The sequence below is a fragment of the Rhodococcus sp. WWJCD1 genome, assembly GCF_002258735.1.
Classification (GTDB): domain Bacteria; phylum Actinomycetota; class Actinomycetes; order Mycobacteriales; family Mycobacteriaceae; genus Rhodococcoides.
Genome location: NZ_NOXY01000012.1, coordinates 141,217 through 166,520 on the forward strand (window position 1 = coordinate 141,217; position 25,304 = coordinate 166,520).

General features: G+C 63.8%; 20 protein-coding genes. 10 read left to right on the forward strand and 10 right to left on the reverse strand.

What is annotated here, in order from left to right:
* The first annotated feature begins 20 nt into the window (after positions 1-20).
* Positions 21-1,535, forward strand: coding sequence for a DUF4185 domain-containing protein (locus CH286_RS08340; protein WP_255182611.1), 1,515 nt, complete (start codon positions 21-23; stop codon positions 1,533-1,535).
* Positions 1,536-1,585: 50 nt separating this feature from the next.
* Here CH286_RS08340 and CH286_RS08345 read toward each other — a convergent pair whose 3' ends face one another.
* Positions 1,586-3,052: a CCA tRNA nucleotidyltransferase gene (locus CH286_RS08345; RefSeq protein ID WP_094608925.1), complete on the reverse strand. Its 1,467-nt coding sequence runs from the start codon at positions 3,050-3,052 to the stop codon at positions 1,586-1,588.
* A gap of 101 nt (positions 3,053-3,153) precedes the next feature.
* Here CH286_RS08345 and CH286_RS08350 point away from each other — a divergent pair, with 101 nt between their 5' ends.
* The 8 genes from CH286_RS08350 (at position 3,154) to CH286_RS08385 (ending at position 14,657) form a co-directional block, all read left to right on the forward strand.
* The gene (locus tag CH286_RS08350; protein WP_032379451.1) at positions 3,154-3,726 is read left to right on the forward strand and encodes an NUDIX hydrolase; all 573 of its coding nucleotides are present in this window, start codon (positions 3,154-3,156) and stop codon (positions 3,724-3,726) included.
* Positions 3,723-6,146, forward strand: a complete 2,424-nt coding sequence (locus tag CH286_RS08355) for a DUF6049 family protein (RefSeq protein ID WP_032401678.1) — start codon at positions 3,723-3,725, stop codon at positions 6,144-6,146. Before CH286_RS08350 ends, CH286_RS08355 begins: the two co-directional genes overlap by 4 nt.
* Positions 6,143-10,357, forward strand: a complete 4,215-nt coding sequence (locus CH286_RS08360; protein ID WP_094608926.1) for a murein biosynthesis integral membrane protein MurJ — start codon at positions 6,143-6,145, stop codon at positions 10,355-10,357. Before CH286_RS08355 ends, CH286_RS08360 begins: the two co-directional genes overlap by 4 nt.
* Before the next feature lie 99 nt (positions 10,358-10,456).
* Complete coding sequence (gene sigM / locus CH286_RS08365) at positions 10,457-11,038, forward strand: RNA polymerase sigma factor SigM (protein ID WP_052058538.1); 582 nt, start codon at positions 10,457-10,459, stop codon at positions 11,036-11,038.
* Positions 11,039-11,097: 59 nt separating this feature from the next.
* A complete protein-coding gene (locus tag CH286_RS08370) occupies positions 11,098-11,835 on the forward strand; it encodes a hypothetical protein (RefSeq protein WP_141215816.1) in 738 nt (245 codons plus the stop codon).
* A 126-nt stretch (positions 11,836-11,961) separates the two neighbouring features.
* Entirely contained in the window at positions 11,962-12,951 is a 990-nt protein-coding gene (gene trxB, locus CH286_RS08375) for a thioredoxin-disulfide reductase (protein WP_032402042.1), read from the forward strand.
* A 43-nt stretch (positions 12,952-12,994) separates the two neighbouring features.
* Positions 12,995-13,327 carry a thioredoxin gene (trxA, locus tag CH286_RS08380; RefSeq protein ID WP_037152116.1) on the forward strand — a complete coding sequence of 111 codons (333 nt, stop codon included), beginning with the start codon at positions 12,995-12,997 and terminating at the stop codon, positions 13,325-13,327.
* A 136-nt stretch (positions 13,328-13,463) separates the two neighbouring features.
* Entirely contained in the window at positions 13,464-14,657 is a 1,194-nt protein-coding gene (locus CH286_RS08385; protein ID WP_032378747.1) for an N-acetylmuramoyl-L-alanine amidase, read from the forward strand.
* Between the two features lie 15 nt (positions 14,658-14,672).
* Here the strand turns inward: CH286_RS08385 and CH286_RS08390 are convergent, their stop codons facing one another.
* From CH286_RS08390 to rpmH, 9 genes are all read right to left on the reverse strand, one after another.
* A complete protein-coding gene (locus CH286_RS08390) occupies positions 14,673-15,353 on the reverse strand; it encodes a hypothetical protein (RefSeq protein WP_032401674.1) in 681 nt (226 codons plus the stop codon).
* Positions 15,354-15,588: 235 nt separating this feature from the next.
* Positions 15,589-16,665 (reverse strand): ParB/RepB/Spo0J family partition protein, encoded by a 1,077-nt coding sequence (locus tag CH286_RS08395; protein WP_037152122.1) that lies wholly within the window; start codon positions 16,663-16,665, stop codon positions 15,589-15,591.
* Positions 16,666-16,669: 4 nt separating this feature from the next.
* Positions 16,670-17,680 carry a ParA family protein gene (locus CH286_RS08400; RefSeq protein WP_094608928.1) on the reverse strand — a complete coding sequence of 337 codons (1,011 nt, stop codon included), beginning with the start codon at positions 17,678-17,680 and terminating at the stop codon, positions 16,670-16,672.
* A gap of 82 nt (positions 17,681-17,762) precedes the next feature.
* Positions 17,763-18,440, reverse strand: a complete 678-nt coding sequence (gene rsmG, locus CH286_RS08405) for a 16S rRNA (guanine(527)-N(7))-methyltransferase RsmG (protein ID WP_094608929.1) — start codon at positions 18,438-18,440, stop codon at positions 17,763-17,765.
* Between the two features lie 1,904 nt (positions 18,441-20,344).
* Complete coding sequence (locus CH286_RS08415; protein ID WP_255182612.1) at positions 20,345-21,037, reverse strand: Jag family protein; 693 nt, start codon at positions 21,035-21,037, stop codon at positions 20,345-20,347.
* Between the two features lie 25 nt (positions 21,038-21,062).
* A complete protein-coding gene (gene yidC, locus CH286_RS08420; RefSeq protein WP_032401668.1) occupies positions 21,063-22,151 on the reverse strand; it encodes a membrane protein insertase YidC in 1,089 nt (362 codons plus the stop codon).
* Between the two features lie 4 nt (positions 22,152-22,155).
* Complete coding sequence (gene yidD, locus CH286_RS08425; RefSeq protein WP_032401667.1) at positions 22,156-22,485, reverse strand: membrane protein insertion efficiency factor YidD; 330 nt, start codon at positions 22,483-22,485, stop codon at positions 22,156-22,158.
* Complete coding sequence (rnpA, locus tag CH286_RS08430) at positions 22,482-22,862, reverse strand: ribonuclease P protein component (protein ID WP_094608931.1); 381 nt, start codon at positions 22,860-22,862, stop codon at positions 22,482-22,484. The genes yidD and rnpA overlap by 4 nt, the downstream gene beginning before the upstream one ends.
* 30 nt (positions 22,863-22,892) lie before the next feature.
* Complete coding sequence (rpmH, locus tag CH286_RS08435; protein ID WP_026347786.1) at positions 22,893-23,036, reverse strand: 50S ribosomal protein L34; 144 nt, start codon at positions 23,034-23,036, stop codon at positions 22,893-22,895.
* Positions 23,037-23,665: 629 nt separating this feature from the next.
* Between rpmH and dnaA the strand changes: the two genes are divergently transcribed.
* Entirely contained in the window at positions 23,666-25,222 is a 1,557-nt protein-coding gene (gene dnaA, locus CH286_RS08440; protein WP_441347113.1) for a chromosomal replication initiator protein DnaA, read from the forward strand.
* The last annotated feature ends 82 nt before the right edge of the window (positions 25,223-25,304 follow it).

Sequence of the window (25,304 nt, forward strand, 5' to 3'; positions counted from 1 at the left end):
CGGGAGGTTTCGTCGGAGGAATGGGGAACCACATGTACGGCCGGACAACATCGCTCGGCTGTATCTTCGCGGTTGCCGCGGGAACAGCCGTCCTTGCTGCGCCGCCGGCTTTCGCCGCGCCCCCACCCCCGGTGAATTCCTGCGGCGAAACAGGATTCGATCCCAAGGACTATCCACCCGATCCCATCGGCCCGGGAAATCCGCCGCAGCTCCCCCCGCTACCGGACCGCCTGGTGATACCCGTGCCGTATCCGTCCCTCGAACTGGTCCCGATACCCGACCCGGCCCCGAACAACACCCGCGTCCAGGCCGATCCGCTCAGCGATCCGTGCGCGGACCCGTGCCCCGATCTGACCGACCCCGCGGAATCACCCACGTCGGGGACTGGATCTGCAGGCCGCCTGCCCTTCCCTCGAATCGAAATCGACCCACAGCCCGAAACCATCCCCATTCCGATCCCTGGCCCCGGTGGCGCCCCGGCAACGCCGCCGCCTGCCCCGGCCGTCACCGCAGCAGAGCCCGGTCCGAGTACGCCACCGCCGGCGGCACCTGCCGTCGGCAATGTCGACGTGGTCTCGCAGCTGACCGGGCCGGGATCGGAGAACCGCACCGACAAGCGCTGGCAGGTCGACGGCACCGACCTCGGCATCATGTGGGAGAGCAAACCCGGCGAGGTCGCCGTCGCATTCGGTGATTCCTTCGGCAAGGGGTGGGAATTCGGCGTCGTCGGCGGCGACGACTGGCGGTCGAACGTCCTGGGACACAGCACCGACACCGACCTCTCCGACGGTATGACCCTCGATTCGATGGTGCAGGATTCGCGTTGTCACGCAGCCGAATTGCTGCCCTCGCGCAAGATCAAGAACTGGGAGACCACCGTCATCCCCACCTCCGGCTTCGCGATCGACGACCGGCAGTACATGTCGTACATGTCCATCAGGCGCTGGAGCACGATTCCCGGTATGTGGTGGACCAACTACGGCGGCATCGCCTACTCGGACGACAACGGGTCGACCTGGGTCAAGGACGAGCATGCCAAGTGGGACAACCTCTTCGGCTTCTCCAAGTTCCAGGTGTCGACGATGGTCCCGGCGGGGGAGTACGTCTACATGTTCGGCACCGTCAACGGACGCGTCGGGCAGGTGGGTCTCGCTCGCGTCCCGAAAGCGGACGTGCTGAACAAGACCGCATACCACTACTGGGTGAACGGCACCTGGGCTCCGGTCGACTCGAACGAGGCCACCCCCATCGCCGACGGTATGGCCGGGGAACTGTCGGTCCATCACGACGAGGCCCGTGACCTCTGGCAGATGACCTACCTCGACCCGATTCGCGGCGATATCGTCCTGCGAGAAGCGAATTCACCGCAGGGGGAGTGGACGCCGCCCAGCACGTTGATCGACACTGCCGAGTACCCGAAAGCGTACGGCGGCTTCATCCACCCCTGGTCGACGCCGAACGAGCTGTACTTCACCATGTCGGAGTGGGACAGCTACAACGTCTACCTCGTCAAGGCCGAGCTTCGCTCGTCGTGAGCGGAAATTCGTAGTGGGCTACGAAGTTTCGTGCACGTGCGCGGGACGCGCTAGTGCGTAGGCCACCACTCGAGCAGCGCCGCTTCGGCGTCCTCGCGGGAGAGTGGTCCGCGATCGAGTCGGAGTTCCTTCAGGAACTTCCATGCCTTGCCCACGTCGGGACCGGCCGGGATGCCGAGCAACTCCATGATTGCGTTGCCGTCGAGATCGGGGCGGACCCGGGCCAGGTCCTCCTGCTCGGCGATGCGGGCGATGCGCTCTTCGAGATCGTCGTACGTCGCCTGCAGCGCGGCCGCGCGGCGTTTGTTCCTGGTGGTCGAATCGGCTCGAACGAGCTTGTGCAACTTGGGAAGTAGCTCGCCGGCATCGGTGGCGTAGCGCCGGACGGCGGAGTCGGTCCACTGACCTTTGCCGTAGCCGTGGAATCGCAGATGCAGGAACACCAGATGCGAGACTTCCTCGATCATCTTCTTGGAATACTTCAAGGCGCGCATACGCTTTCGCACCAGCTTGGCGCCCACGACCTCGTGGTGGTGGAAACTCACTCCACCACCCGGCTCGTTTCGCTTGGTATCGGGCTTGCCGATGTCGTGAAGCAGTGCAGCCCAACGCAATACGAGATCCGGATCGCCGTCCTCGAGATCGATCGCCTGCTTCAGCACCGTCAGCGAGTGCGAATACACGTCCTTGTGTTGGTGATGTTCGTCGATCTCGAGCTTCATGTTGGGAACCTCGGGGATGATCCGCTGCGCCAACCCCGTCTCGCACATCACGTCGATGCCGTCGATCGGGTGCGCGCCGAGCATCAGCTTGTCCAGCTCCACCTGGATGCGCTCGGCCGTGATCCGGTCGATCTGATCCGCCATGTCCTCGATGGCCCGGTGCACCCGGGGCATCAGTGAAAATCCGAGCTGGGAGACGAACCTCGCGGCGCGCAGCATGCGGAGGGGATCATCGCCGAAGGAGACCTCCGGTGCCGACGGCGTGTCGAGTACGCCCTCGAGCAGCGCATCCATCCCACCGAGCGGATCGACGAACTCCTGTGCGCCGTCTGCTCCGAGACGCACGGCCATGGCGTTGACCGTGAAATCGCGTCGAACGAGATCCTCTTCGAGGCTGTTGCCGTACTGCACTTCGGGATTACGAGAGACCTGATCGTAGGAATCGGTGCGGTAGGTGGTGATCTCGATCTGTTGGTCGTCCTTGGCCGCACTGATGGTGCCGAAAGCGATGCCCGTATCCCACTGATGATCCGCCCAGCCCGACAGCATCGCCTGCACGTCCTCGGGTCTGGCGTCGGTGGTGAAATCCAGATCGGTGCCGAGTCGACCGAGAACCGCGTCGCGTACCGTCCCGCCGACGAGATACAGCTCGTGCCCGGCGGCCGCGAACAGAGCACCGAGCGGAGTCAACACCGGAGCGAGCTCGCGCAGCGTCACCGCCGCTCCGGCCAGCAACCTCTCCCGGCGGGCATCGGTCTGCTCGGCGGAAACGGAAGACAGGGACTGATCGGCCACGGTGGAAGAGCCTACTTGCGCCGTGGCGATCGATTGTCCCGGCCTTTACCCCGCGGTGCGGCACGGCAGAAGAGTGCGCATGGGCAACTAGTATGGATCGGGTGTCTGCTGCCGAACGATCGAACAGGAGTCGCCGCAACCCGCGGCGGCGTCAGGCACGCGCCGACACCGAAGCACCCAAGCTGCGGACCGTCCGCGAAACCTCGGCAGGCGGCCTGGTGGTCGACGGCCTCGACGGTCCGCCCGCCACCCGCTGCGCCGCCCTGATCGGACGTACCGACCGTCGGGGACGTCTGCTCTGGTCCCTGCCCAAGGGTCACATCGAGCAAGGCGAAACCGCCGAGCAGACGGCCATGCGCGAGGTGGCCGAGGAAACCGGCATCCGCGGGACCGTCCTGGCGTCGCTGGGCAGCATCGACTACTGGTTCGTCACCGAGGGCCGACGCGTCCACAAGACCGTCCACCACTACCTGCTGCGATTCCTCGGCGGCGAACTCTCGGACGAGGACCTCGAAGTCACCGAGGTCGCCTGGGTACCGCTGAGCGAACTGCCGTCGCGACTCGCCTACGCAGACGAACGCAAACTCGCCGCGATCGCCACCCGCCTCATCGACGACATGAACAGCAGCACGAACAACGGGAACTCGAGCGCACCGACCCCCGGCGAGAAGTGATCGTGCGGGCTCGGAAGGTCACTGCCGCCGCACTGACCTCGTTCCTCCTTGCGGTGGCACCGGCCGTGGGGGTGGCGGCGGTTGTCCCCACGCAGCTTCCGATGGCCGCCGCTCAGCCCGACGCCTCCGTCGGCGATATCGAGTCCACCAGCGCCGTCCCCGACACTCCGATGACGCAGGCCGGCAACCCCTTTCTGACGCTCAGTATCGACACCGTCGCCCCGTCGACCGTCACCACCAGCAGCGACCCGTTCGTGACCGTCCGGGCGACGGTGACCAACACCGGCGATCGACGCGTCGACGACGTCAGTGTCCGCATGCAGGCCTCGTCCGCCATCGACACCACGGCAGGCCTGCGCACCTCGCTGACCCTCGACCAGGAACGGTTCGACCGCGTCGGCGATTTCGTCACGGTGGCCGAGTCGTTGGAGAAGGACGAGAGCCGCCAGTTCGACCTGTCGATGCAACTGCGCAGCACTACCGAGCCCTCGCTCGGGATCGAGGCACCCGGCGTCTACCCACTGCTGCTCAATGTCAACGGCACGCCCGAGTACGGCGGAACCGCACGACTCGACGACGCACGCTTCCTGCTCCCTGTCGTCGGGCTGCCGCGTAACCCGGGCGAGATGGATCCCGCCGCCCCCGACGCGGCACCGTTGCCGCCGAACACCCGAAACCCCGTCGCGATGACCGTGCTGTGGCCACTGGCCGACATTCCGCGCCTCGCTGCGGGAATACCCGGCTCGGTCGACGAGCGAGTGCGACTGATCGACGACGAGCTGGCCGGAGAACTCGCCTCGGGCGGTCGGCTCGACACCCTGCTCAAGGCCGTGGAATTCGCAACGAAACCCGGCCTCGATCCCGGCGGCAACCTCGCGTCGAGCCTGTGCATCGGCATCGATCCGGACCTGCTCGTCACCGTCTCGAACATGACCCGCGGCTATCTCGTCGTCGACAACCCGGCCGATCCCGCCAGCACCGCTCGGGACGGCACCGGAAGCGCGGCCGCGACCGAGTGGCTGTCCCGTCTCGAAACCATCGCGTCGAGCACATGCGTGACTGCCATGCCGTTCGCACAGACCGACCTGGGGGCAGTGGCCGACATCGGCGACGCCTCGCTGATCCAGAGCGCGATCTCCACGCCTGCAGATGTCGTCGACGGCATCCTCGGCATCACCTCGACGCGGGGTTTCACCTGGAGCACCACCGGAGGCGTGGACGCCGACACCGCCGACGCCCTGCGCTCCGCGGGTACCGGAACCGTGCTGGTCGCCGACAACAGCATCAGCCCGCCGACATCGGCACCGATGGCCCAGCTGATCTCGACGAATGTCCCTCCGACCGGAACCCAGCCGTCGGAATCACAGCCGCCCTCGACGCTGGCCGCCGCCCACTACGACGCGGCCACCGCAGCGGCACTGGCCGGAGTGGGCGACACCCCGTCCACTCCTGCCCTCACTCCCGCCGAGCAGCGATTCGACCTCGACACGGACTCCCGTACAGCGCGCCTGCAGGACGCACTCGGTGCTGTCAACTTCCATGCTCTCGTCGGCACCGATCGGCCCGGGCGCACCGTCACGGTCGCACCCCCGCAGTACTGGACCGCAGGGGGAGACGAGCCGTCGGCCATTCTGTCGACGGTGTCCTCGCTGCTGCGTTCCGGTTTGGCGACGCCCCGACCGCTGGCAGAACTGATTGCCGAACCCACCTCGGGCACCCCGGTGAGCAGCGTCGATGCTGCCACCGAACTCGATACCGGCACCATCGACTTGGTGAGAACGCAGAGCGCTCGGATCGAGACGCTGATGCAGTCGCTGGTCGAGGATCCTCAGTCGGCGCTCACCCCGCGCCTGTTCACCGCACCGCTGCGCGAGGACATGCTCCGGGCACTCTCCACGGCGGGTCGAGCCAGTTCGGTGGCCGATGAGACCGGCACCATGGCATTCACCCGACTCGCCGCTACCCGAATCGGCATCGACACCATCTACGGATCGGTGACCGTGCTCGCGCCGGGCGGCGTCTACACCCTCGCCTCCGAACAGAGCCCGTTGCTGCTCGTCGCACGCAACGACCTGCCGATGCCGGTCAACGTGCTGCTGCGAGTCGATGCGCCCCCGGAAATGACGATCAGTGACGTCGGCGTCACCCAGCTCCCGGCCCGTGGATCACGAACCATCACCGTCCCGGCCGAGGTCGATGCCACCCGCAACCTGTCGGTGGACTTCTCCGTGACCGCGCTCGACGGCAGCAGGCTCGGCGAAGTGTCCACGGTGTCCGTACGGTCGAACGCGTACGGCCAGGCGCTGGCCATAATTACCGCCTGCGCCGGCGCTCTCCTACTGTTACTTGCAGGTCGACGACTCTGGCATCGATTCAGAGGCCAACCCGACCCGGCCGACGAAGGGTACGAGAGACCATGACAGGAAACGTCCCGTACGACGGGGACCTGCCGCGGTCGCGTATGCCGGCAGCACAGGTTTTCCGGCGCACGACGCCACCGCGGTCGGCACCCTGGGAGCGGCAGTCGACTCCCGAGCTGCGCTCGTACCCGGCACCGCCCCCGCTCGACGGTCAACCGGCTGCCGACGACGCCGTCACCCAACTCATCCCGCGGTTCCGCGACGAGGACTACCCCCAGGCGCCGTCGGGAACGGTTCCCCCGTCGAAAATTCCGCCGGGCGGGACAGAACCTTCACCGCAGCCCGAGCCGAGGCCGCAGAAGTCGTTGCTGGCCGCGTCGGGATCCATTGCGGTAGCAACCCTGGTCAGCCGCATCACCGGTTTCGCCAAGCAGGTCGCCATGACGGCCACCCTCGGCGCAGGGCTGGCCAGTGCGTTCACTGTCTCGACGATTCTGCCGAACATGATCTCCGAGTTGGTCCTCGGCGCGGTACTGGGAGCGATCGTCGTTCCGGTGCTGGTCCGGGCCGAGCAGGAGGACGCCGACGGCGGGCGGGCATTCGTTCGACGCCTGTTCACGATTGCGGTGGCGTTGCTGGGGACCGTTGCGCTCGGAGCGACCATGGCCGCGCCGCTGCTGGCGCGGCTGATGCTGTCGGGAGATCCGAAGGTCAACGAGGACCTGACCATCTCGCTGACGTACCTGGTACTTCCGGCGTTGCTGTTCTACGGTCTGTCCGGTCTGCTCACCGCGGTCCTGAACACCAGGCAGAATTTCAAGCCCGGCGCGTGGGCACCGGTGTTCAACAACCTGGTCGTACTGGCAGTCTTCGGCATCTACTTCCTGATTCCGGACGACCCCACGTTGAATCCGAACGAAATGACCACCACGCAGGTGCTCGTCATCGGCCTCGGCGTCACCACGGGTGTCATCACGCAAGTACTGGCACTGATTCCCGCGCTGCGACGCGAACGCATCGACCTGCGCCCACTGTGGGGATTCGACGAACGCCTCAAGAAGTTCGGCGCGATGGCCGCCGCCATTGTGCTCTACGTCGTCATCAGCCAGGTCGGGCTGATCGTTGCCACCAACATCGCGTCGGGGACCGACGATGCGAGCAACACGATCTATTCGCAGGCCTGGATCGTGCTGCAGCTGCCCTACGGCATCCTCGGCGTCACGGTACTGACGGCCATCATGCCCAGGCTCAGTCGCAATGCGGCCAACGGTGACACTCCGTCGGTCGTCGACGATTTGTCCGTTGCCACCCGGCTGACGATGGTCGCGCTGGTGCCGATCGTGGTGTTCTTGACCTTCGCGGGGCCGTGGGTCGGCGAGGCGCTGTACGGGTTCGGCCGATTCGCCGACGTTGCGAGCCGACTCGGTGAGGCCGTCAGCTGGTCGGCGTTCTCCCTCATCCCGTACGCCCTCGTGCTGATCCACCTGCGTGTCTTCTACGCACGTGAACAGGCCTGGACACCGACCTGGATCATCCTCGGCATCACCGCCGTGAAGATCGGCCTGTCGCTCCTCGCCCCGATGGTCGCGTCCGATCCGGACCAGGTGGTGCTGCTCCTCGGAACGGCCACCGGCCTCGGCTACACCGTCGGCGCGACCATCGGCGGATACCTGTTGCACAAGAGCCTGGGCAACCTGCGGATGGCCAACGTCGGCAAAACCATCTGGCTGGTCCTCATCGCCTCGCTGGCCGGCGGTGCTGCCATGCTTGCGATCGACCGGATCCTCGGGCTCGACGCAATGACGAACGGCTGGATCGGAAACTTCGTCCGCGTCGCGATCGACGCCATCGTCATGCTCGGCATCACGTTCTCGATCCTCTGGTTCGGCAAGATTCCCGAAGTCCTGGCGGTCACGGTGGCCCTGAGCCGCGTCGTTCGTAGATTCCGTGGCGCGCCTGCCGACCGGGACGCCGATCTGGCCGCTGCAGAAACCGGCGTGATTCCGGTTATTCGAACCGGGCCCACATGGGACACTGCGCGGGATCGGCTCCCGTACCCTGGTCCTCGGCACCCGGGGGCATACGCCCACACGGGTCGACCGTTTGCAGAACAACACGGGGCATATTCGCCTGAAGGAGTGACAGTGACCGACGACGATGTTGCTGGGGGGCCGGCACAGTCTCCAGCAAACGAAGCCGACCGAACGAGCGGCGGAGTCGAAGTCGACACCCAGGACCGCACCGAGCCCGTGAAGGCCGAGCCCAAGACGGCGGCTCCCGCCAAGGCCACCACTCCTGCGTCCTCGGAGGCAGCGAAGGCTGCTGCGGATTCCGAGAAAGGCAGCGATAAGTCGGCAGAGACGGCCGACGCGGTCGAATCGGAGAACAAGGCGACTACCGACAAGACGAGTGCCGAAGACGCCACCACGGAAGAAGCCACTACCGACAAGAGCGCCGCCACCGAGCCAGCTCCGAAGCCGGCCGATCGAACGGTATCCATCTCCAAGTCCGCTCTGGCGTCGCGCCCGACCGACAAGACCATCTCGATCTCGAAGGCACAACTGCCGGTCGAAGAGCCCGCCGACAAGAAGACGACCGACAAGGATACGAAGCCCGAGGCCGTTTCCGAGGCAACGGCAACGGCTCCGACCACGGACAAGGCGACGGAGAAAACCACCGCTGACAAGTCCGAAACGACCGGTGCGGCTGCCCCCGCGCCCGAGCGGACTCTTCGTGGCCCGACGCTCATTCCCGGTGCCTCCGTCGCCGGTGGACGGTATCGACTCCTGGCTCCGCACGGCGGCGCACGTGGACTCAAGTTCTGGCAGGCCCACGACGTCAAGCTGGACCGCGAGGTGGCGCTGACGTTCGTCGACGCCGACCAGCAGTCCACCGCGTCACCCACCGATCGCACCGAGGGTCCACAGGCGATTCTCTCGCGCACACTGCGTCTGGGTCGGATCAATTCGCCCGGGCTCGCGCGCGTGCTCGACGTGGTGCGTGGCAGCTCCGGCGGCATCGTCGTCGCAGAGTGGACGCCCGGCCGGTCGCTACGCGAAATGGCCGACACCGTGCCCGCACCCACCGGGGCTGCTCGTGCGATCAAGGTTCTGGCTGCAGCCGCCGAGGCAGCACACCGCAGCGGCGGTGCCCTGTCGATCGATCACCCCGATCGCGTGCGCATCAGCTCCAGCGGCAATGCCGTCCTCGCTTTCCCGGCCACTCTCGCCGACGCCGATCCGAGTTCGGACGTCCGCGGTCTCGGTGCCATGCTCTACGCCCTGATCACGGCCAGGTGGCCGCTGTCCGACACCACCGGCGGATCGGTCGTGTCCGGTGATGAGGCTCCGGCTCGCAGCGTCGGCGGCATGCGTCCGGCCGACCGAGACGACAAGGGCGCGCCGCTCGAGCCGAGGCAGGTTCGTCCCGACGTTCCGTTCGAGATCTCTGCTGTCGCAGTGCGGGCGCTGGAACAGAACAGTGGCATCCGTACTGCTGCCACCGTGCAGCACGTCCTCGATCAGGCCGCCGTCGTCAACGACAAGACCGATCTGATGCCGGCTCTGCGACTGGGCCAGCGCGCACCAGGAGCCAGCGGGCATTCGCTCGCCGACCCCGAGGAAATCGCCGCCGAGAAGGCCAAATCGACCCGCACCAATATCGCCATCGCAATACTCGGTGCGTTGACGGTCGTCATTCTGGCGTTCGCCGGCTACTGGCTGTTCACCTCGATCGCCGGTGACAGCACGGATGCGCCCCTCGACAGCCAGGAATTCGGCCTCACCACTCCGGCGGCGGCACCTCCCACAGGCGAAACTGCCGCACCTCCTGCCGAGACGGGTGGGCCCATTGCCTTGAACGGTGTCAGCGTCTTCTCGCCGCAGGGTTCGGCCGACAACCCCAGCACTGCTTCCAACGTGATCGACAACGACCCCAGCACGGCGTGGACCACCGACTCGTATTTCCAGCAGTTCCCCGCTCTGAAGAACGGCGTGGGCCTGCTCGTCACGATTCCGGCGACAGCGCTGAACAATGCGTGGATCGAATCGACGTCCCCGGGCACCGTCGTCGAGATCAGGTCGGCACCGAACGACTCACCCAGCCTGAGCGACACCACGCTGCTCGGTGAAGCCACTCTGCAGAACGGACGAACCGACATCGCCCTCGACGACGCCGAGCCCACCGGGAACGTGCTCGTCTGGATCACCACACTCGGAGAGCAGGGCGGCCGCATCGCCACGTCGATCTCCGGGATCGGTTTCGACTCCTAGACCCGACGCTCGGTACGGAATCCGGGCTCGTTTCGTACTTCACGGTCTTCATGGCCTAGGCTCCCCCCAATGCGTTAACACGGGGGGAGCCGTTTTCGTATGACCGAACGTATCGATTCGGCGCTAGGGGAGCGCACGGATGCGGAACTTCTGGCTGCTCATGCGGCCGGGGAGCCGAATGCATTCGCCACTTTGATCTACCGACACCACGAGCATCTGTGGCTGACGGCGCGTCGCACGAGCTACACACCCGAGGACGCCTCCGATGCTCTGCAGGAGGCTCTGCTTTCCGCCCATCGCACCGCCGGGTCGTTCCGCGCCGATGCCGCCGTCCGCAGCTGGTTGCACAAGATCGTCGTCAACGCCTGCTTGGACCGCATCCGCCGCAACAAAGTACGGCCCTCGGTTCCGTTGAGCGAGAACGAAAGTCACGAGCCCGCGTCGCCCAGGGACCGCATCTCCGAGACGGAGACCACCATCCTGGTTCGGCAGGCTCTGATGACGCTGCCGCCCGATCAGCGTGCGGCCGTCGTCATCGTGGACATGGAGGGCTACTCGGTGGCCGACGCAGCCGTTCTGCTCGGCGTTCCCACCGGTACCGTCAAGAGTCGATGCGCACGTGGTCGACTCAAACTCTCGACGCAGCTCGCCTACTTGAAAGACGCAGGGAACCGAATCTAGACCCCTCGCGTCTATATCGTGTGAGAGAGAAAGCAGATTCGGCGAAGGGAGGCAGGAACGTGTCGTCGAGCACCGATGCGCTACCCGATGCCCCGTTCTCACCGGAACTGTTGGCCGAACTGCATGCCGATGCGCTTCCCGAGGATGTCAGCAGCCGGCTGTGGCCGCTGGTCCGTCGCGACGAGCAGTCGATGCAGGTCCTCGCCGGTCTCGACGCGGTGTCGGCTCGGCTGAACGAGATGGGCGAGGATCCGACCGGGACGTTGTCGATTCCGCCCGACGTCGTCGAACGGATCGATCGCACGATCCATTCCGTCGAGCAATCCGGTCCGCAGTTCAGCGATCCGGTTGTCGTTCCGCTCCGGTCCCGCAGGCGTCATGTCGTTCTCGGAATTGCCGCTGCCGCAGCGCTTCTCGCTGCAGGTTCGGTCGTGTTCGTAGCGGTGTGGCGTACCCCGGACGCACCCGAATCCGTTGCCGCAGAACCATCGTCGGCACCCGACGGGTCACTGATCCTCGATTCCGCCGACCTCGACTCCGGTTTCGCCCTCAGCATTCTCGGCAAGCGTGATGCAGGTGCCCTGTCGGATCCGGCGGACCTCGAGGCGTGTCTGGCGGCCAACGACGTCGACCCCGCAACGTCCGTCCTCGGATCCACTCAGGTCAGGATCGACGGCCGAGACGGAACCCTGCTGGTGCTGGCCGGCGCGCAGCCGGCCCAGTTCATCGCCCTGGCGGTGGGCAACGACTGCGGCGGTACCAACCCCGACGTCCTGACTCGACGCGATATCGGCTGACACATCTCTCTCCGGGGAACAACTGCCTCTAGGGTGGTGTTGACCAGATGTACGTCGACCGGCGCGTGCAGTGTGCACTCGGCTGTCGGCGGCCAGTACACGCCGCACAAGATCGGAAGGTCTGCATTGAGTACCCCCAAGGTTCACGATCTCATCATCGTCGGTTCGGGACCGGCCGGTTATACCGCCGGTGTCTACGCGGCCCGCGCAGAGCTGGAACCGATCCTGTTCGAGGGAACCCAGTTCGGTGGAGCACTCATGACGACCACCGAGGTCGAGAACTTCCCCGGGTTCCGTGAGGGCATCATGGGCCCCGATCTGATGGAGCAGATGCGCGAGCAGGCGAAGCGATTCGGTGCCGACATCCGCACCGAGGACGTCGAAGAGCTCGATCTGACGGGTCCGATCAAGACCGTCTCCGCGGGCGGGGAGACCTACCAGGCTCGCGCGATCATCCTCGCAATGGGCGCAGCAGCCCGCTACCTGTCGATTCCGGGTGAGGAAAAGCTTCTCGGCCGCGGCGTCAGCGCCTGCGCCACCTGCGACGGCTTCTTCTTCCGCGACCAGGACATTGCCGTCATCGGTGGTGGCGACTCGGCGATGGAGGAGGCAACCTTCCTCACCCGGTTCGCTCGTAGCGTCACGATCGTGCACCGGCGCAGCGAGTTCCGGGCGTCGCGCATCATGCTCGAGCGTGCCAAGAACAACGAGAAGATCCGCTTCCTCACCGACACCAAGGTCCTCGAAGTCCTCGGCGACACCAGCGTCACCGGCATCTCGCTCGAGCACGCCGAGACCGGAGAGAAGTCGACCCTCGACGTCACCGGAATGTTCGTCGCCATCGGCCACGATCCCCGTAACGAGCTCGTCAAGGGTCAGGTCGAACTCGACGACGCCGGCTACGTCAAGGTCGCGTCCCCGTCGTCGGCCACCTCGGTGGAGGGCGTCTTCGCCGCGGGAGACCTCGTCGATCACGTCTACCAGCAGGCGATCACCGCTGCCGGTACCGGATGTACCGCCTCGATCGACGCCGAACGCTGGCTGGCCGAGCAGGGCGACATCACCAGCAACACGCTCGAACACGCCGACCAGCCGGTCGACGCAGTCAACGCCTGACCGGCCCCGTTCACACACCGCTTCCTACATCGAGGAGATAGAAATGTCCGACGACAAGAGCACAGTCACCATCACCGACGCGTCGTTCGCCGACGACGTGCTGACCAGCGAGAAGCCCGTCCTCGTCGACTTCTGGGCAACCTGGTGCGGCCCGTGCAAGATGGTCGCTCCGGTTCTCGAGGAGATCGCCGCTGAGCACAAGGACAAGTTGACGATCGCCAAGCTCGACATCGACGCCAACCCGCAGGCCGCCCGCGACTTCAAGGTCATGTCGATTCCGACGCTCATCCTGTTCCAGGGTGGCAAGCCGGTCAAGCAAATCGTCGGCGCCAAGGGCAAGGCCGCGCTGCTCAAAGACCTCGAAGGCGTTATCTGATTCACCTCCGAATCGTGTGGATTGCAGCGGAAGGCAGTCTTTCTGCGACAATCATCTGATGTGCCGATGCCCAGCGTCGGCACATCAGCCGCATCGGGATGCGGTGTAGTCAGAACGATCTGGAGGCGTTTCGAGGATGCAGGAACTCAGTCACGGCGATTCCGGACCCGCCGTCGCCGAGGTCCGCGGCACCCTGTCGGCTCTCGGCTTCCTCCATGAGGCCGTGGTTCCGCCCGGTCCCATGGACGACGGTCACTGGACAGCTCCCGGTTCCGTCTTCGACGGCGCCCTCGGTGGGGCCGTACGCGCATTCCAGCAGCACCGTGGTCTGTTGGTCGACGGTGTCGTCGGCCCGGCCACGTATCGCGCGTTGAAAGAAGCGTCGTACCATCTCGGCGCACGAACCCTCATCTACCAGTTGTCCGCTCCGCTGTACGGAGACGACGTCGCCTCACTACAGACGCGACTGCAGGACCTCGGTTTCTACAACGAACGCGTCGACGGCTTCTTCGGCCCTCGCACCCACGAGGGCTTGTCCTCGTTCCAGCGTGAAATCGGACTTTCACCGGATGGCATCTGTGGACCGGCAACGTTGCGTTCGCTCGATCTCCTGGGAACGCGTGTCACCGGTGGATCACCGCATGCCATGAGCGAAGAAGAGCTCGTCCGAAAGTCGGGACCACAGCTGACCGGCAAGCGCATCGTCATCGATCCCGACCTCGGCGGTGCCGATACCGGACGCATCGTCGACGGAGCACTGGGTCGAGTCTCCGAATCGGAAATTCTGTGGGACCTGGCCAGTCGCCTCGAAGGCCGAATGGCTGCGACCGGAATGGATACGTTCCTCTCCCGCGCCCGTGGCACCAATCCCTCTGTGGCCGATCGCGCCGAGACGGCCAATGCCTGGGGTGCCGATCTGATGATCTCCCTCCGGTGTGCCTCGAGCACCAGCCCGGTTGCCAACGGCGTCGCCAGTTTCCACTTCGGCAATTCGCACGGTTCGACGTCCATGATCGGTCAGGTGCTCACCAGCTACGTGCAGCGCGAAATTGTCGCTCGTACACCGCTTCTCGATTGCCGCAGCCACGGCCGAACATGGGATCTGTTGCGCCTGACCAACATGCCGACCATTCAGATCGACGTCGGATACCTCACCAACGAATCCGACGTCGAGGTGCTCAGCGACCCGCGGTTCCGCGACATCATCGCCGAGGCAATTCTGATCGCCGTGAAACGGCTGTACCTACTGGGTCAGGACGATCAGCCGACCGGAACCTTCACGTTCGCCGAATTGCTCGCCGAGGAACTCGCCGCCGCCGATCGTCCCTGATCTCCCGGTCGAGAATCAGCGGGCGCCGACGGTCGACTTCTGTTCGATGTCGACGACGGAGATGCTCGCTGCAATGAGCAACTGTTCCAGCGCAGATTCGACGTCCTGCTTCCATCCGTGATCCCGGTCCAGCTCGAGTCGTAGTCTGGGGAATCTGTGGTGAGGTGCAATCACTTCGAAACCGACCTTCTCGAGAAAGTCGGCTTCGATCATGCACGTCGACGCCGAACATGTCAGATGTGCCGTCGCATTCGGAACCACCGGCGCTGCGTCGTCGGCGTTGTGCCGAATGCCGAATGCCTCCAGGGCGCGAACACCTCGATTGACGAGATCTCCCACCACCGCCTGAATCAGCGTGGCCGAGTGCAGATCGGCATCATCCGGAGAATCGATTCGTAGTTGCGTCAGCAGAACCGCGTCGTGACTGACGGGTGATGTCGGAAACGTACTCGCTCGCGGAACGGCCCGGGGTGGGCAATAGAGTGCGCAGCCGATCGTCTTGCCGTCGACGGACAACAGCTGCCCACATGATCCCCACTCGAGCATGATGGTCGACAACCACACTTCGTTCTCGAACTCGAGGTCGACCGACGAATCCTCCGATGCCGGATCGAGCACCCAGAAGCTACAGCGCCGCGAATGCGACGGCAGATGCTCGAACGAACCGAGAGTCACTCCGGTCACCATCGCCGACACCGCTTACCTCAGCCTTCGTGCATTCGTTCCAACGGGAAAATTCTGTCTCGGAGCCGATCCGTACCTCGACAAGAATAGGCGATCCGATCGTCGACCCTCTCGCGCGGACCGTTTCCCTGAAATATGTTGCATGACAATGTTTTTCGACATCAATCGCGACTTTCGAGACCGTAGATTATGGAGCTACGTCACAGTGACGTTTCGCCCGCGTACGTATGGTCCTGAAAAAACGCCGCTACTTTTTCTTCTGCGCTTCCATCATCTCGACGATCCTTTCGAGGTCGTCCACCGACCCGAACTCGACCACAATCTTGCCTTTTCGCTTGCCCAAACTGACCGTCACCCGCGTATCGAATGAATCGGAGAGCCTGTCGGCGACGTCCTGAAGCCCGGGCATCTGAATCGGCTTACGTCGAGGTGCCGGTTCCGGGCTCGTTCCATCCTCCCGATTGGCCAGGGTGACGGCTTCCTCGGTCGCGCGGACGGACAGTCCTTCGGCAACGATCCGCGCAGCCAACGACTCCTGTGCATCGGAACCTGCGTCCAACGACAGCAGCGCACGAGCGTGCCCGGCCGACAGAACCCCCGCCGCCACTCGACGTTGGACCGGAATCGGTAGCTTCAACAGTCGAATCATGTTGGTCACGACCGGACGTGAACGCCCGATTTTTGCGGCCAATTCCTCGTGGGTCACATCGAATTCTTCGAGCAGTTGCTGATACGCCGCCGCCTCTTCGAGCGGATTGAGCTGTACCCGATGGATGTTTTCGAGCAACGCGTCGCGCAGCATTGCGTCGTCTGCCGTCTCGCGCACGATCGCGGGGATCGTCTCGAGGCCGGCTTCCTGGCTCGCACGCCACCGACGCTCGCCCATGACGAGCTGATACTTTGCGTCTCCGGCGGCAGCGGTACCCGAAACCAGCCGAACCACGATGGGCTGCATGAGCCCGAATTCGCGGATCGAGTGCACCAATTCGCCGAGAGATTCATCGTCGAAGACGTGTCTCGGCTGCTTCGGATTGGCTTCGATTCGATCCGGTGCAATCTCGCGATACACGGCGCCGACGGGGGAGAGGTCGTCTCCGTTGAGCACTGGTGGAGTCGGGGTGGGAGCCGTCGCGGTTTCCGTTGCGTCGTCGGCCGACGGCGCGCGCTTCGGCTTCGTGGACGTATCCGGCTTGTCCTTGGCATTGCGATCCGCCCCGATGATCACGTCTGCGGCTGCGCTGCCGAGGCGCGGCCCGGCATCGGGCCCCGTGGGAATGAGCGAGGCCAGGCCTCGGCCGAGGCCACCTTTACGCGTTTGGCTCATCTACTTACTTCTTTCGTGCTTCGTCGATGCCGGCCGACCGCGCGGCGAGTTCTCGTCCGGCGTCCAGGTAACTCATCGCACCTCGTGAACCGGGGTCGTAATCGAGCACCGTCATGCCGTAACCGGGTGCCTCGGATACCTTCACGCTCCGAGGAATGACGGCCCTCAGGACGGCGTCCCCGAAGTGCTTGCGGACCTCTTCCGCGACCTGGTCCGCCAACTTCGTACGACCGTCGTACATCGTCAGGATCACTGTGGAAACGTGGAGTTCGGGGTTCAGATGCGACTGCACCAGCTCGATATTGCGCAGGAGTTGTCCCACTCCTTCGAGTGCGTAGTACTCGCATTGGATCGGAATGAGTACCTCGGTCGCTGCAACGAGCGCGTTGACCGTCAGCAGGCCGAGTGACGGAGGGCAGTCGATCAGGATGAAGTCCGCATCGATTCCGCCGAGCTCCTCGACCGACAAGGCTGTCTTCAGTCGGCCCTCACGGGCAACCATCGACACCAGCTCGATCTCTGCTCCAGCAAGATCGATCGTGGCCGGAATGCAGAACAGTCGCTCGCTGTGAGGGCTCTGCTGCACCGCATCCTTGGCGCTGACTTCACCGATGAGCACCTCGTAACTCGACGGCACACCGGAGTGGTGCTCGACGCCCAGAGCGGTGCTGGCGTTGCCCTGGGGGTCGAGATCGACCACCAGGACCGTCAGGCCCTGAAGGGCGAGCGCGGCAGCCAGGTTCACGGCGGTGGTGGTCTTGCCAACTCCGCCCTTCTGATTGGCGATCGTCAGCATGCGCCGCTTCGCCGGCTTCGGGAGCGACACCGATCCCGGGTGCAGAACCTGACTGGCTCGATGTGCCGCGGCGCCGATCGGAGTGTCGTCGGGCGAGATCGCGTTGGTGTACTCGAAGTCGGAGCTCTTCTTCACCGCCGGTGCCGACTCGGACGAGTTGGACGCGTTCTTCTTGGATGCTGTTTCACGTGAAACAGTGGAATCGGACCCACCCGACATATGTGCTCCTTAGTGCGGAACTGACTGTGTTCAATACGATCGATAGGGACGAGCGCGGGACTGACGAGTCCGCGACCGAAGGTCAGTGACGACCCGGTCTCCGAGGCTGACGGACCGCTCTGACGACGATGGTTGGAGTAGGCAGCAGGCCCACTCCGCACTCCACTACCTCCAGCTTGCCAGCACCCATCCGAGTGAGGGAAGCCCGGTCTCGCTCGATCTCTTCACCGGCGCTCGATCCCTTCAGAGCCAGCATCCGACCGTGATCGTGAACAAGAGGAAGCGACCACTTGGCGAGCTTCTCCAACGGGGCCACTGCCCGCGACGTCACCACATCGGCGCCGCCCGCCTCCTTCTTCACGCCGGGCTGTTCAGCGCGACCGCGTACAACCAAGACGTTCAGATCGTGTTCTTCGATGAACTCTGCGAGGTACACGGTGCGGCGAAGAAGCGGCTCCACAAGAGTGACCCGTAGGTCCGGCCTCGCGATTGCCAACGGGATTCCGGGGAGTCCCGCGCCGCTGCCGATGTCCACGACGGTCTCGCCCTCGTCTATGAGTTCGCCGATCGCCGCGCAGTTGAGGATGTGGCGTTCCCAGAGTCGTGGAACCTCTCGAGGTCCGATGAGCCCGCGCTCGACGCCCGCAGTCGCCAACGAGCCGTGATATCGCCGGGCCAATTCGATTCGGTCCCCAAATACCTGCTCCGCGATTGCCATCAACTGGGTGCTATCCGAGCGTTCTTGTTCCACGTGAAACATCTTCCCGTGCTCGGGCGCGGAACGCCAAACGACATCGCTGTAAGTATGCGAATCTGCACACTGATTCGGACATCGCTCTCCTCGGAGGGCAATCCGATACTTCTGAAGCCGGGCGGCGCCATCCCGATATCTGTCCAGACCACGTACGGTTCCTGATCTCGCGGGTGGCTTCCGCCGAACTGCTTCCCTGACAATCCGAATCCCATCGGCTCCCAGTTCTCGACGACGCCGAGTGGGGTGAACCCCGGACGAGTCGCCCGAGCGAGAGCCACACGGCTCGATCACCCGTCGCGAGGGTTGTCCAGTGTTGGCGGCGCTGCCAGATGTTTCACGTGAAACTACTTCCCGCCCGACAGACGCTGGGCTCTGCTGTGGCAGCTTCCGACCGATCACTACCGAAGCTCGCCAGAACCGAGCGGATCCGCTCTGGCGGGATCGCGGTCTACGCACCGACCGACACGAACCGTCGACACGTCGAGCAATCCGGTGTGGTGCCTGAGGTTCCGACCAAGTCGAGAAGTCTGCCGATTCTCGGTATCACGATCGATCACCGACGACGATGTTTCACGTGAAACTGCTTCCCATTCGGCGCGCCTGAGACTCTGCTGTTGCAGGCTTCTCTCGATTGCCGAGGCCTCTCGGCCGAGGCGAGCGGATCCAGTCCGGTGAGGACGATGTCGACAAGCCGACACACACTTCACGTTCGACACTTCGAGTGCCATCGTGCGAACACCTCAGATCCGATCAGCTCGAGAAGCCCGGCTGTATTCAGAATCGTTAGGATCGGCGGCGGCGGTCTCTCACGTGAAGCTGACCGATGACACCATCCCCGGGTCGCCCCCCCCCCGCGCGAATGGGTGACACGTGCGGTCGCATCTCGGATTCGGGGCGTGAGGCGGACGGTGAAGATCGTTGCGTTCAATTCCCCGCAGGGACTGATCATCGACCTGTCGAGTGAGCCGGGGGAGCGGTTCGCCACCGGCTCCACCTGATAGCCAACCGCGCGCGGCCGCTCGCACTTCGGTGGGCCCGATGCAATGCGTCCGTGCGGGGCAGAGGCAGCACCGGTCAAAGGAGACCTCGTCGTAGCAACAACGAGGATTACAGAGCAGGCCACGCTGACGGTCTGCACACTCGAAAGTCTGGTCGTTCATACCGCCGAGTGCCGCGCGCACAATTCCGCGGTATCCGAGAACCCGGCAAGCCGGAATTCACTGTTTCTTCGGATAGGTCTCTCCACCATCCCTTGACCGATGGTGGGGCAACAGATCGCGGCAACTGTCCGTTCATCGCTGATCCCACCGCACCATGTCCCCGGTCAAATTCGCGGGTCCCAATTCTTATCCGACGCGAGTCTGGAGATGCCGGTCCGGCGATACCTGGAAAGCCCGGCGTCATGACTTGAACACCCGATGCCGCGAACCGCTTCATGACCGACCCGAGCGACAGTCGAGAAGTTCGATTCTCAACAGCCCTACACGGAAGCCCGGTTTCACGTGAAACATCAAATGTCGCTCGTGACCGTCCCAGGCGCGTACTTCCCCCTCAGCAAGCCTCGAATTCTGAACGCTGCGGAACCGCGCCTCTTCCCGAGTGCCTGGAGACTTCCGGCCGTTGTTTCACGTGAAACCACAACACTCGACTCGCATCAACCGCTAACAACCGAGCCCGCGTACACGCGTCACAGTGACGAAAGCGTCGCGCATACCTGGATCGAAATATTTCGACGAAAAGTTCGACCACAAACCATTCTCGAACCGTGTTGCGCGTTTGAATTACACAGATGACATTCGAGCAGAGCCTGGGCACCAATGTCCACATACGACGATGGCCCCCACCGAAGTAAGGGCCATCAGATCGTGAAGCTGTAAAGATTGTGGAGCTGTTTCAACCGAGAAGCGCTGCTATCCCTTGACGACAACTACCCGCCGAGACGGCTCGACTCCTGTGCTCTCGCTGGCAACGCCGTCGATCTTCGCGACTGCATCGTGCACGATCTTGCGCTCGAACGGAGTCATCGGAGTCAGCTCTTCTCGCTCACCCGATTCCAACACTCGCCGCGCGGCTTCGGCACCGAGATTGCCCAGTTCGGTACGACGCTTCGCCCGCCAGCCGGCAACGTCGAGCATCAGCTTGCTGCGCTCTCCGGTCGACTGCTGAACGGCCAACCGGGTCAGTTCCTGAAGAGCGTCGAGAACCTCACCCTTACGGCCTACGAGCTTGGCGAGATCGTCCCCACCGTCGATGCTGACGATGGCCCGGTCGCCCTCGACGTCCAGGTCGATGTCTCCGTCGAAGTCGAGAACGTCGAGAAGCTGTTCGAGGTAGTCGCCGGCAATTTCGCCTTCCTCGACCAAGTAGTCCTCGTCGTCATCGTCATCGTCATCGTCAGGCGCGGCCTTCGCGGCCTTCGCGGCCTTGTCTTCGACCACCTCGGAGGCGGCGGATTCCTCGATCACGGACTTCTCGTCCGCATCCGCGTCGACCGCGCTGAGCTGATCGGCCTCGACCATCACGTCATTCACTCCATCCCCGGATACCGCATCGACTGGCTTCTGTACTTCGTCGTTCTGAGCTTCTTCTACGTCCGCTGCCATGTTCGTCCTTCTCTCGACGTGTCGGTCAGCGCCGCTTGCGCTTGGTCGACTTGTTCCGGTTCGCCTGCGGTCTGGGCCTGACCGGAGTTGCCGCACCGTTGGCCGAACCCGAGGTGTCACCGCTGTCGGTCGTCGCATCGTCGTCTACCGGCGTCATCTTCGACAGCTTGGGCCGCGCACCCGGCTTCGGCTTGGTCACCGATACCGGCTTGACGCCCGGCTTCGGCGCGTTCTCGGAACGCTTCTCCACGGCAGCGACAGCCTTGGCAGCTTCTTCTTTGTCGATCTTTCCGAATACCAGGTGCTGCTGTGCGTAGGTCCAGGTGTTGTTGCTGACCCAGTACAGCAGGATCGCGATCGGCAGCAGGGCGCCGAAGACCAATACACCCAGCGGGAACACGTACAGCGCAAGCTTGTTCATGATCGCGGACTGCGGATTCGCAGCTGCTGCGGCGCTCTGACGCGCCACCGATGCACGCGAGTTCATGTGGGTCATGATCGCCGCGATGATCATCAGTGGAATCGATACCGCCGCGATGACGAACGTCGACGGAATGGAGGCGCCCGGTCCGACGGCGAACGCGTTGAGCTGCTCCTGCGGCATGGTGATCCATGCCGAAATCGGGGCTCCGAACAGTCGAGCATCGAGGAACGACTGCACATCGGCCACGCTGAACGCATAGTTCGAGAGTTCGCGGTTCTCTTCCGGGCTCAGGCCGAGCTGGCCGACACCGGTGCCGGTGCGGTTGAACGAACGAAGCACGTGAAACAGTCCGATGAACACCGGTGCCTGTGCCAACACGGGTAGGCAGCCCATCAGCGGGTTGAAGCCGTGTTCCTTCTGCAGTTTCTGCATCTCGACGGCCATTTTTTGTTTGTCTTTGCCGTACTTCTTCTGCAGAGCCTTGATCTGCGGCTGTAGCTCCTGCATCTGCCGCGTCGTGCGGACCTGCTTGACGAAGGGCTTGTACAGAATCAAGCGCAGGGTGAAGACCAGGAAGACGACGGACAGTGCCCAGGCGAATCCATTGCTGGGATCCTGGAACACAAAGCCGAAAACCTTGTGCCACACCCAGAGAATCCAGGCAACCGGATAGTAAATGAAGTCGAGCACGGCTCTATGTACTCCTCTGTTCTTCCACTCGCACGAGATCGTGGTGTTCTTCGGTTTCGGTCATCTCGGTGACGCTCGCGCGCCACTTACCGGGTTCAGGCACCGGGTTCCATCCTCCAGAGTGCCAGGGAGCACATTTGAGGAGGCGGACGACTGCCAGCAACGAGCCCTTCATCATCCCGTGCACCTCGAGCGCCTCGATGGCGTACTCACTGCAGGTGGGGGAGAAGCGACAGGTAGGAGGTCTCATCGGGGACACATAGGTTCGGTACAACCCGATGAAATACATGAGAGTTCGAGCAGGAATGGAACGAAGGTTGCCCATGAATGTCATGACGGCGGACCCTTCGGAGCTTCGAGAAGACCGAGCTTCTTCAATCCTGAACGCAGTTGAACCAGTAGATCTGCCGAGGACGCTGTCGCGGCACCCGGCAATGCGCGGATGACCACGTCGGTGGTCTCGGGGAGCTCACCGACCACGTCGGTACAGATATGCCGAAGCCGGCGCGCAACTCGATGACGAGTTACGGCCGGCCCGACTGCCTTGCTGACGATCAATCCGAATCGTGGTCCCCGAACGGTCGATGCGATGTCCTGCTCGTCCCGCACAACGGCGTGAACGACCAGATCAGCTCTACCCATTCGGCGTCCTCGACGCACCGCTACGGAAAAATCACGTGCTCGGTGCAGTCGATTCGGCTCAGGAAGCATCCCGAGCTCCAAGGTCCGGACGAACGAATATCAGGCTGTGAGTTCTTTACGGCCCTTGCCGCGACGTGCGGAAACGATTGCACGACCCGCACGGGTACGCATACGAAGACGGAAGCCATGAACGCGCGCGCGGCGGCGATTGTTCGGCTGGAACGTCCGCTTGCCCTTGGCCACGGTCAACACTCCTCGAGATTCGAAGACGCCGATCTGTCGGCGTCTGCTGTAAAGGTTCCAGCGAGTTCGGATGAAGTCGCTTGCCTCCCGAGCGAGAAATCCGAGTGAAGACAGACTGTGAGCAGCCAGCAAGCATCGGCCACCTCGCTATTGGGTGACTGTTCGAGAGTACTGATCGAGTCACCGGTGGTCAAACTCGCTCCGGACCGATCGGCTCGGCAGTTCATGCACAGGCACCGGAGGATTCGGCGACCGAGGCTGTGATGTGCATCGACAGCGCTCGCCGATGACAGATCGAGCCGGCGCGGTTCGTCCGATCGTACGACAGACAGCGACCATCCATGCAGGTCAGACTGGTGCGTGCGTGATACCACGAGCCGGGAAGAGCCCTGGGCTCACATCGGTGTCGTTTATCCACACCTGTGGATAATTGTGTGGAAACACAGATCAGGTGGCATATTCGTACCTTGCGGGGTCCACCCACGGACCCTGGTCTCAGCCGCGACGACGCACGATCGACGACGCTATCCGACGCCGACATCGCGCGGGCAGGAAACGACGCACGAATTTCGACGCGTCGTACCCGTACGAGACCAATGCTCGGCGGTCCAACCACCGCCGAGACACCGATGCTCGACAACGGAGGGATCGACGTGAACGACGATCCGGATGCGCTCGCGCGTATCTGGCCCGAGGTGGTCGCGGAGCTCACTTCCGACCGTCACAGTGGGTCTCCCCTCACCAAGGGCCAGAAGGCCTGGCTCGCGCTGGTCAAACCGCTCACTCTGACGCAGGGGTTCGCCCTGCTGGCCGTTCCCTCGACCTTCGCTCAGGAAGCCATCGAGCGAGACCTTCGAGAGCCGATCCTGGGAGCACTGGGCCGACATCTCGGCCAGGGTGTCGAGGGACTCGGGGTACGCATCTCCGCTCCCGAGGACGAGAAGATCGACTCCGAGCGGTCGGCCTACCCCGACGCCGTCAGCTCGCCCACCTACCGGCGCCGCGTCCTGACCAGCAGAGACGACGAGCCTTCCGACTCCGAGACCGCCGATTACGAAGAGGTGGACGACGAGCGCGAAGCGCTGGCGAGCGTGCAGAACTCGTGGCCGACGTACTTCACCAAACCCCCTGAATCGTCGCCCCCGTCGTCGGGCGCGAACAGCCTGAACTCGAAGTACACCTTCGACACGTTCGTCATCGGCGCCTCCAATCGGTTCGCTCACGCAGCTGCCGTGGCCATCGCCGAAGCACCTGCCCGCGCCTACAATCCGCTGTTCGTATGGGGTGCGTCGGGATTGGGCAAGACTCATCTCCTGCACGCGGCCGGTCACTATGCGCAGCGACTGTTCCCTGGAATGCGGGTCAAGTACGTCTCCACCGAAGAATTCACGAACGACTTCATCAACAGTCTTCGTGACGACCGCAAAGTGGCGTTCAAACGCCGCTACCGCGAGACGGATGTGCTGCTCGTCGACGACATCCAGTTCATCGAGGGCAAGGAAGGCATCCAGGAGGAGTTCTTCCACACCTTCAACACTCTGCACAACGCCAACAAACAGATCGTCGTCTCGTCCGACCGGCCCCCGAAGCAGCTGGCCACCCTGGAAGAGCGGCTCCGTACCCGCTTCGAGTGGGGCCTGATCACCGATGTCCAGCCGCCCGAGCTCGAGACGCGCATCGCCATTCTGAGCAAGAAGGCTCGGATGGACCGCCTCGACGTGCCACACGACGTACTCGAACTGATCGCCAGCCGCATCGAACGAAATATCCGTGAGCTCGAGGGCGCCCTCATTCGTGTGACGGCATTCGCGTCGCTCAACGGACAAGCGCTCGACCTCACACTGGCGGAGGTGGTCCTGCGCGATCTCATTCCCGATTCGTCGAGTCTCGAGATCAATGCAGCAACGATCATGGCTGTCACGGCGGAGTACTTCAACACCTCCATCGAGGACCTGTGCGGCCCGGGTAAGGCCCGAGCGCTGGCGATGGCCAGGCAGATCGCCATGTATCTCTGCCGCGAGCTCACCGACTTGTCGCTGCCCAAGATCGGCCAGACGTTCGGACGAGATCACACGACGGTCATGTACGCGGACAAGAAGATTCGCAAGGAGATGACCGAGCGCCGGAAGGTGTACGACCAGGTCCAAGAGCTCACTGCACGGATCAAGCAACGCTCGAAGCGGTAGCCCACCGGGCACAGACGAACGCAGAAGACGGCACCGAATCCCATCGCGGGTTCGGTGCCGTCTCCGTTTCTCGTCCATGATC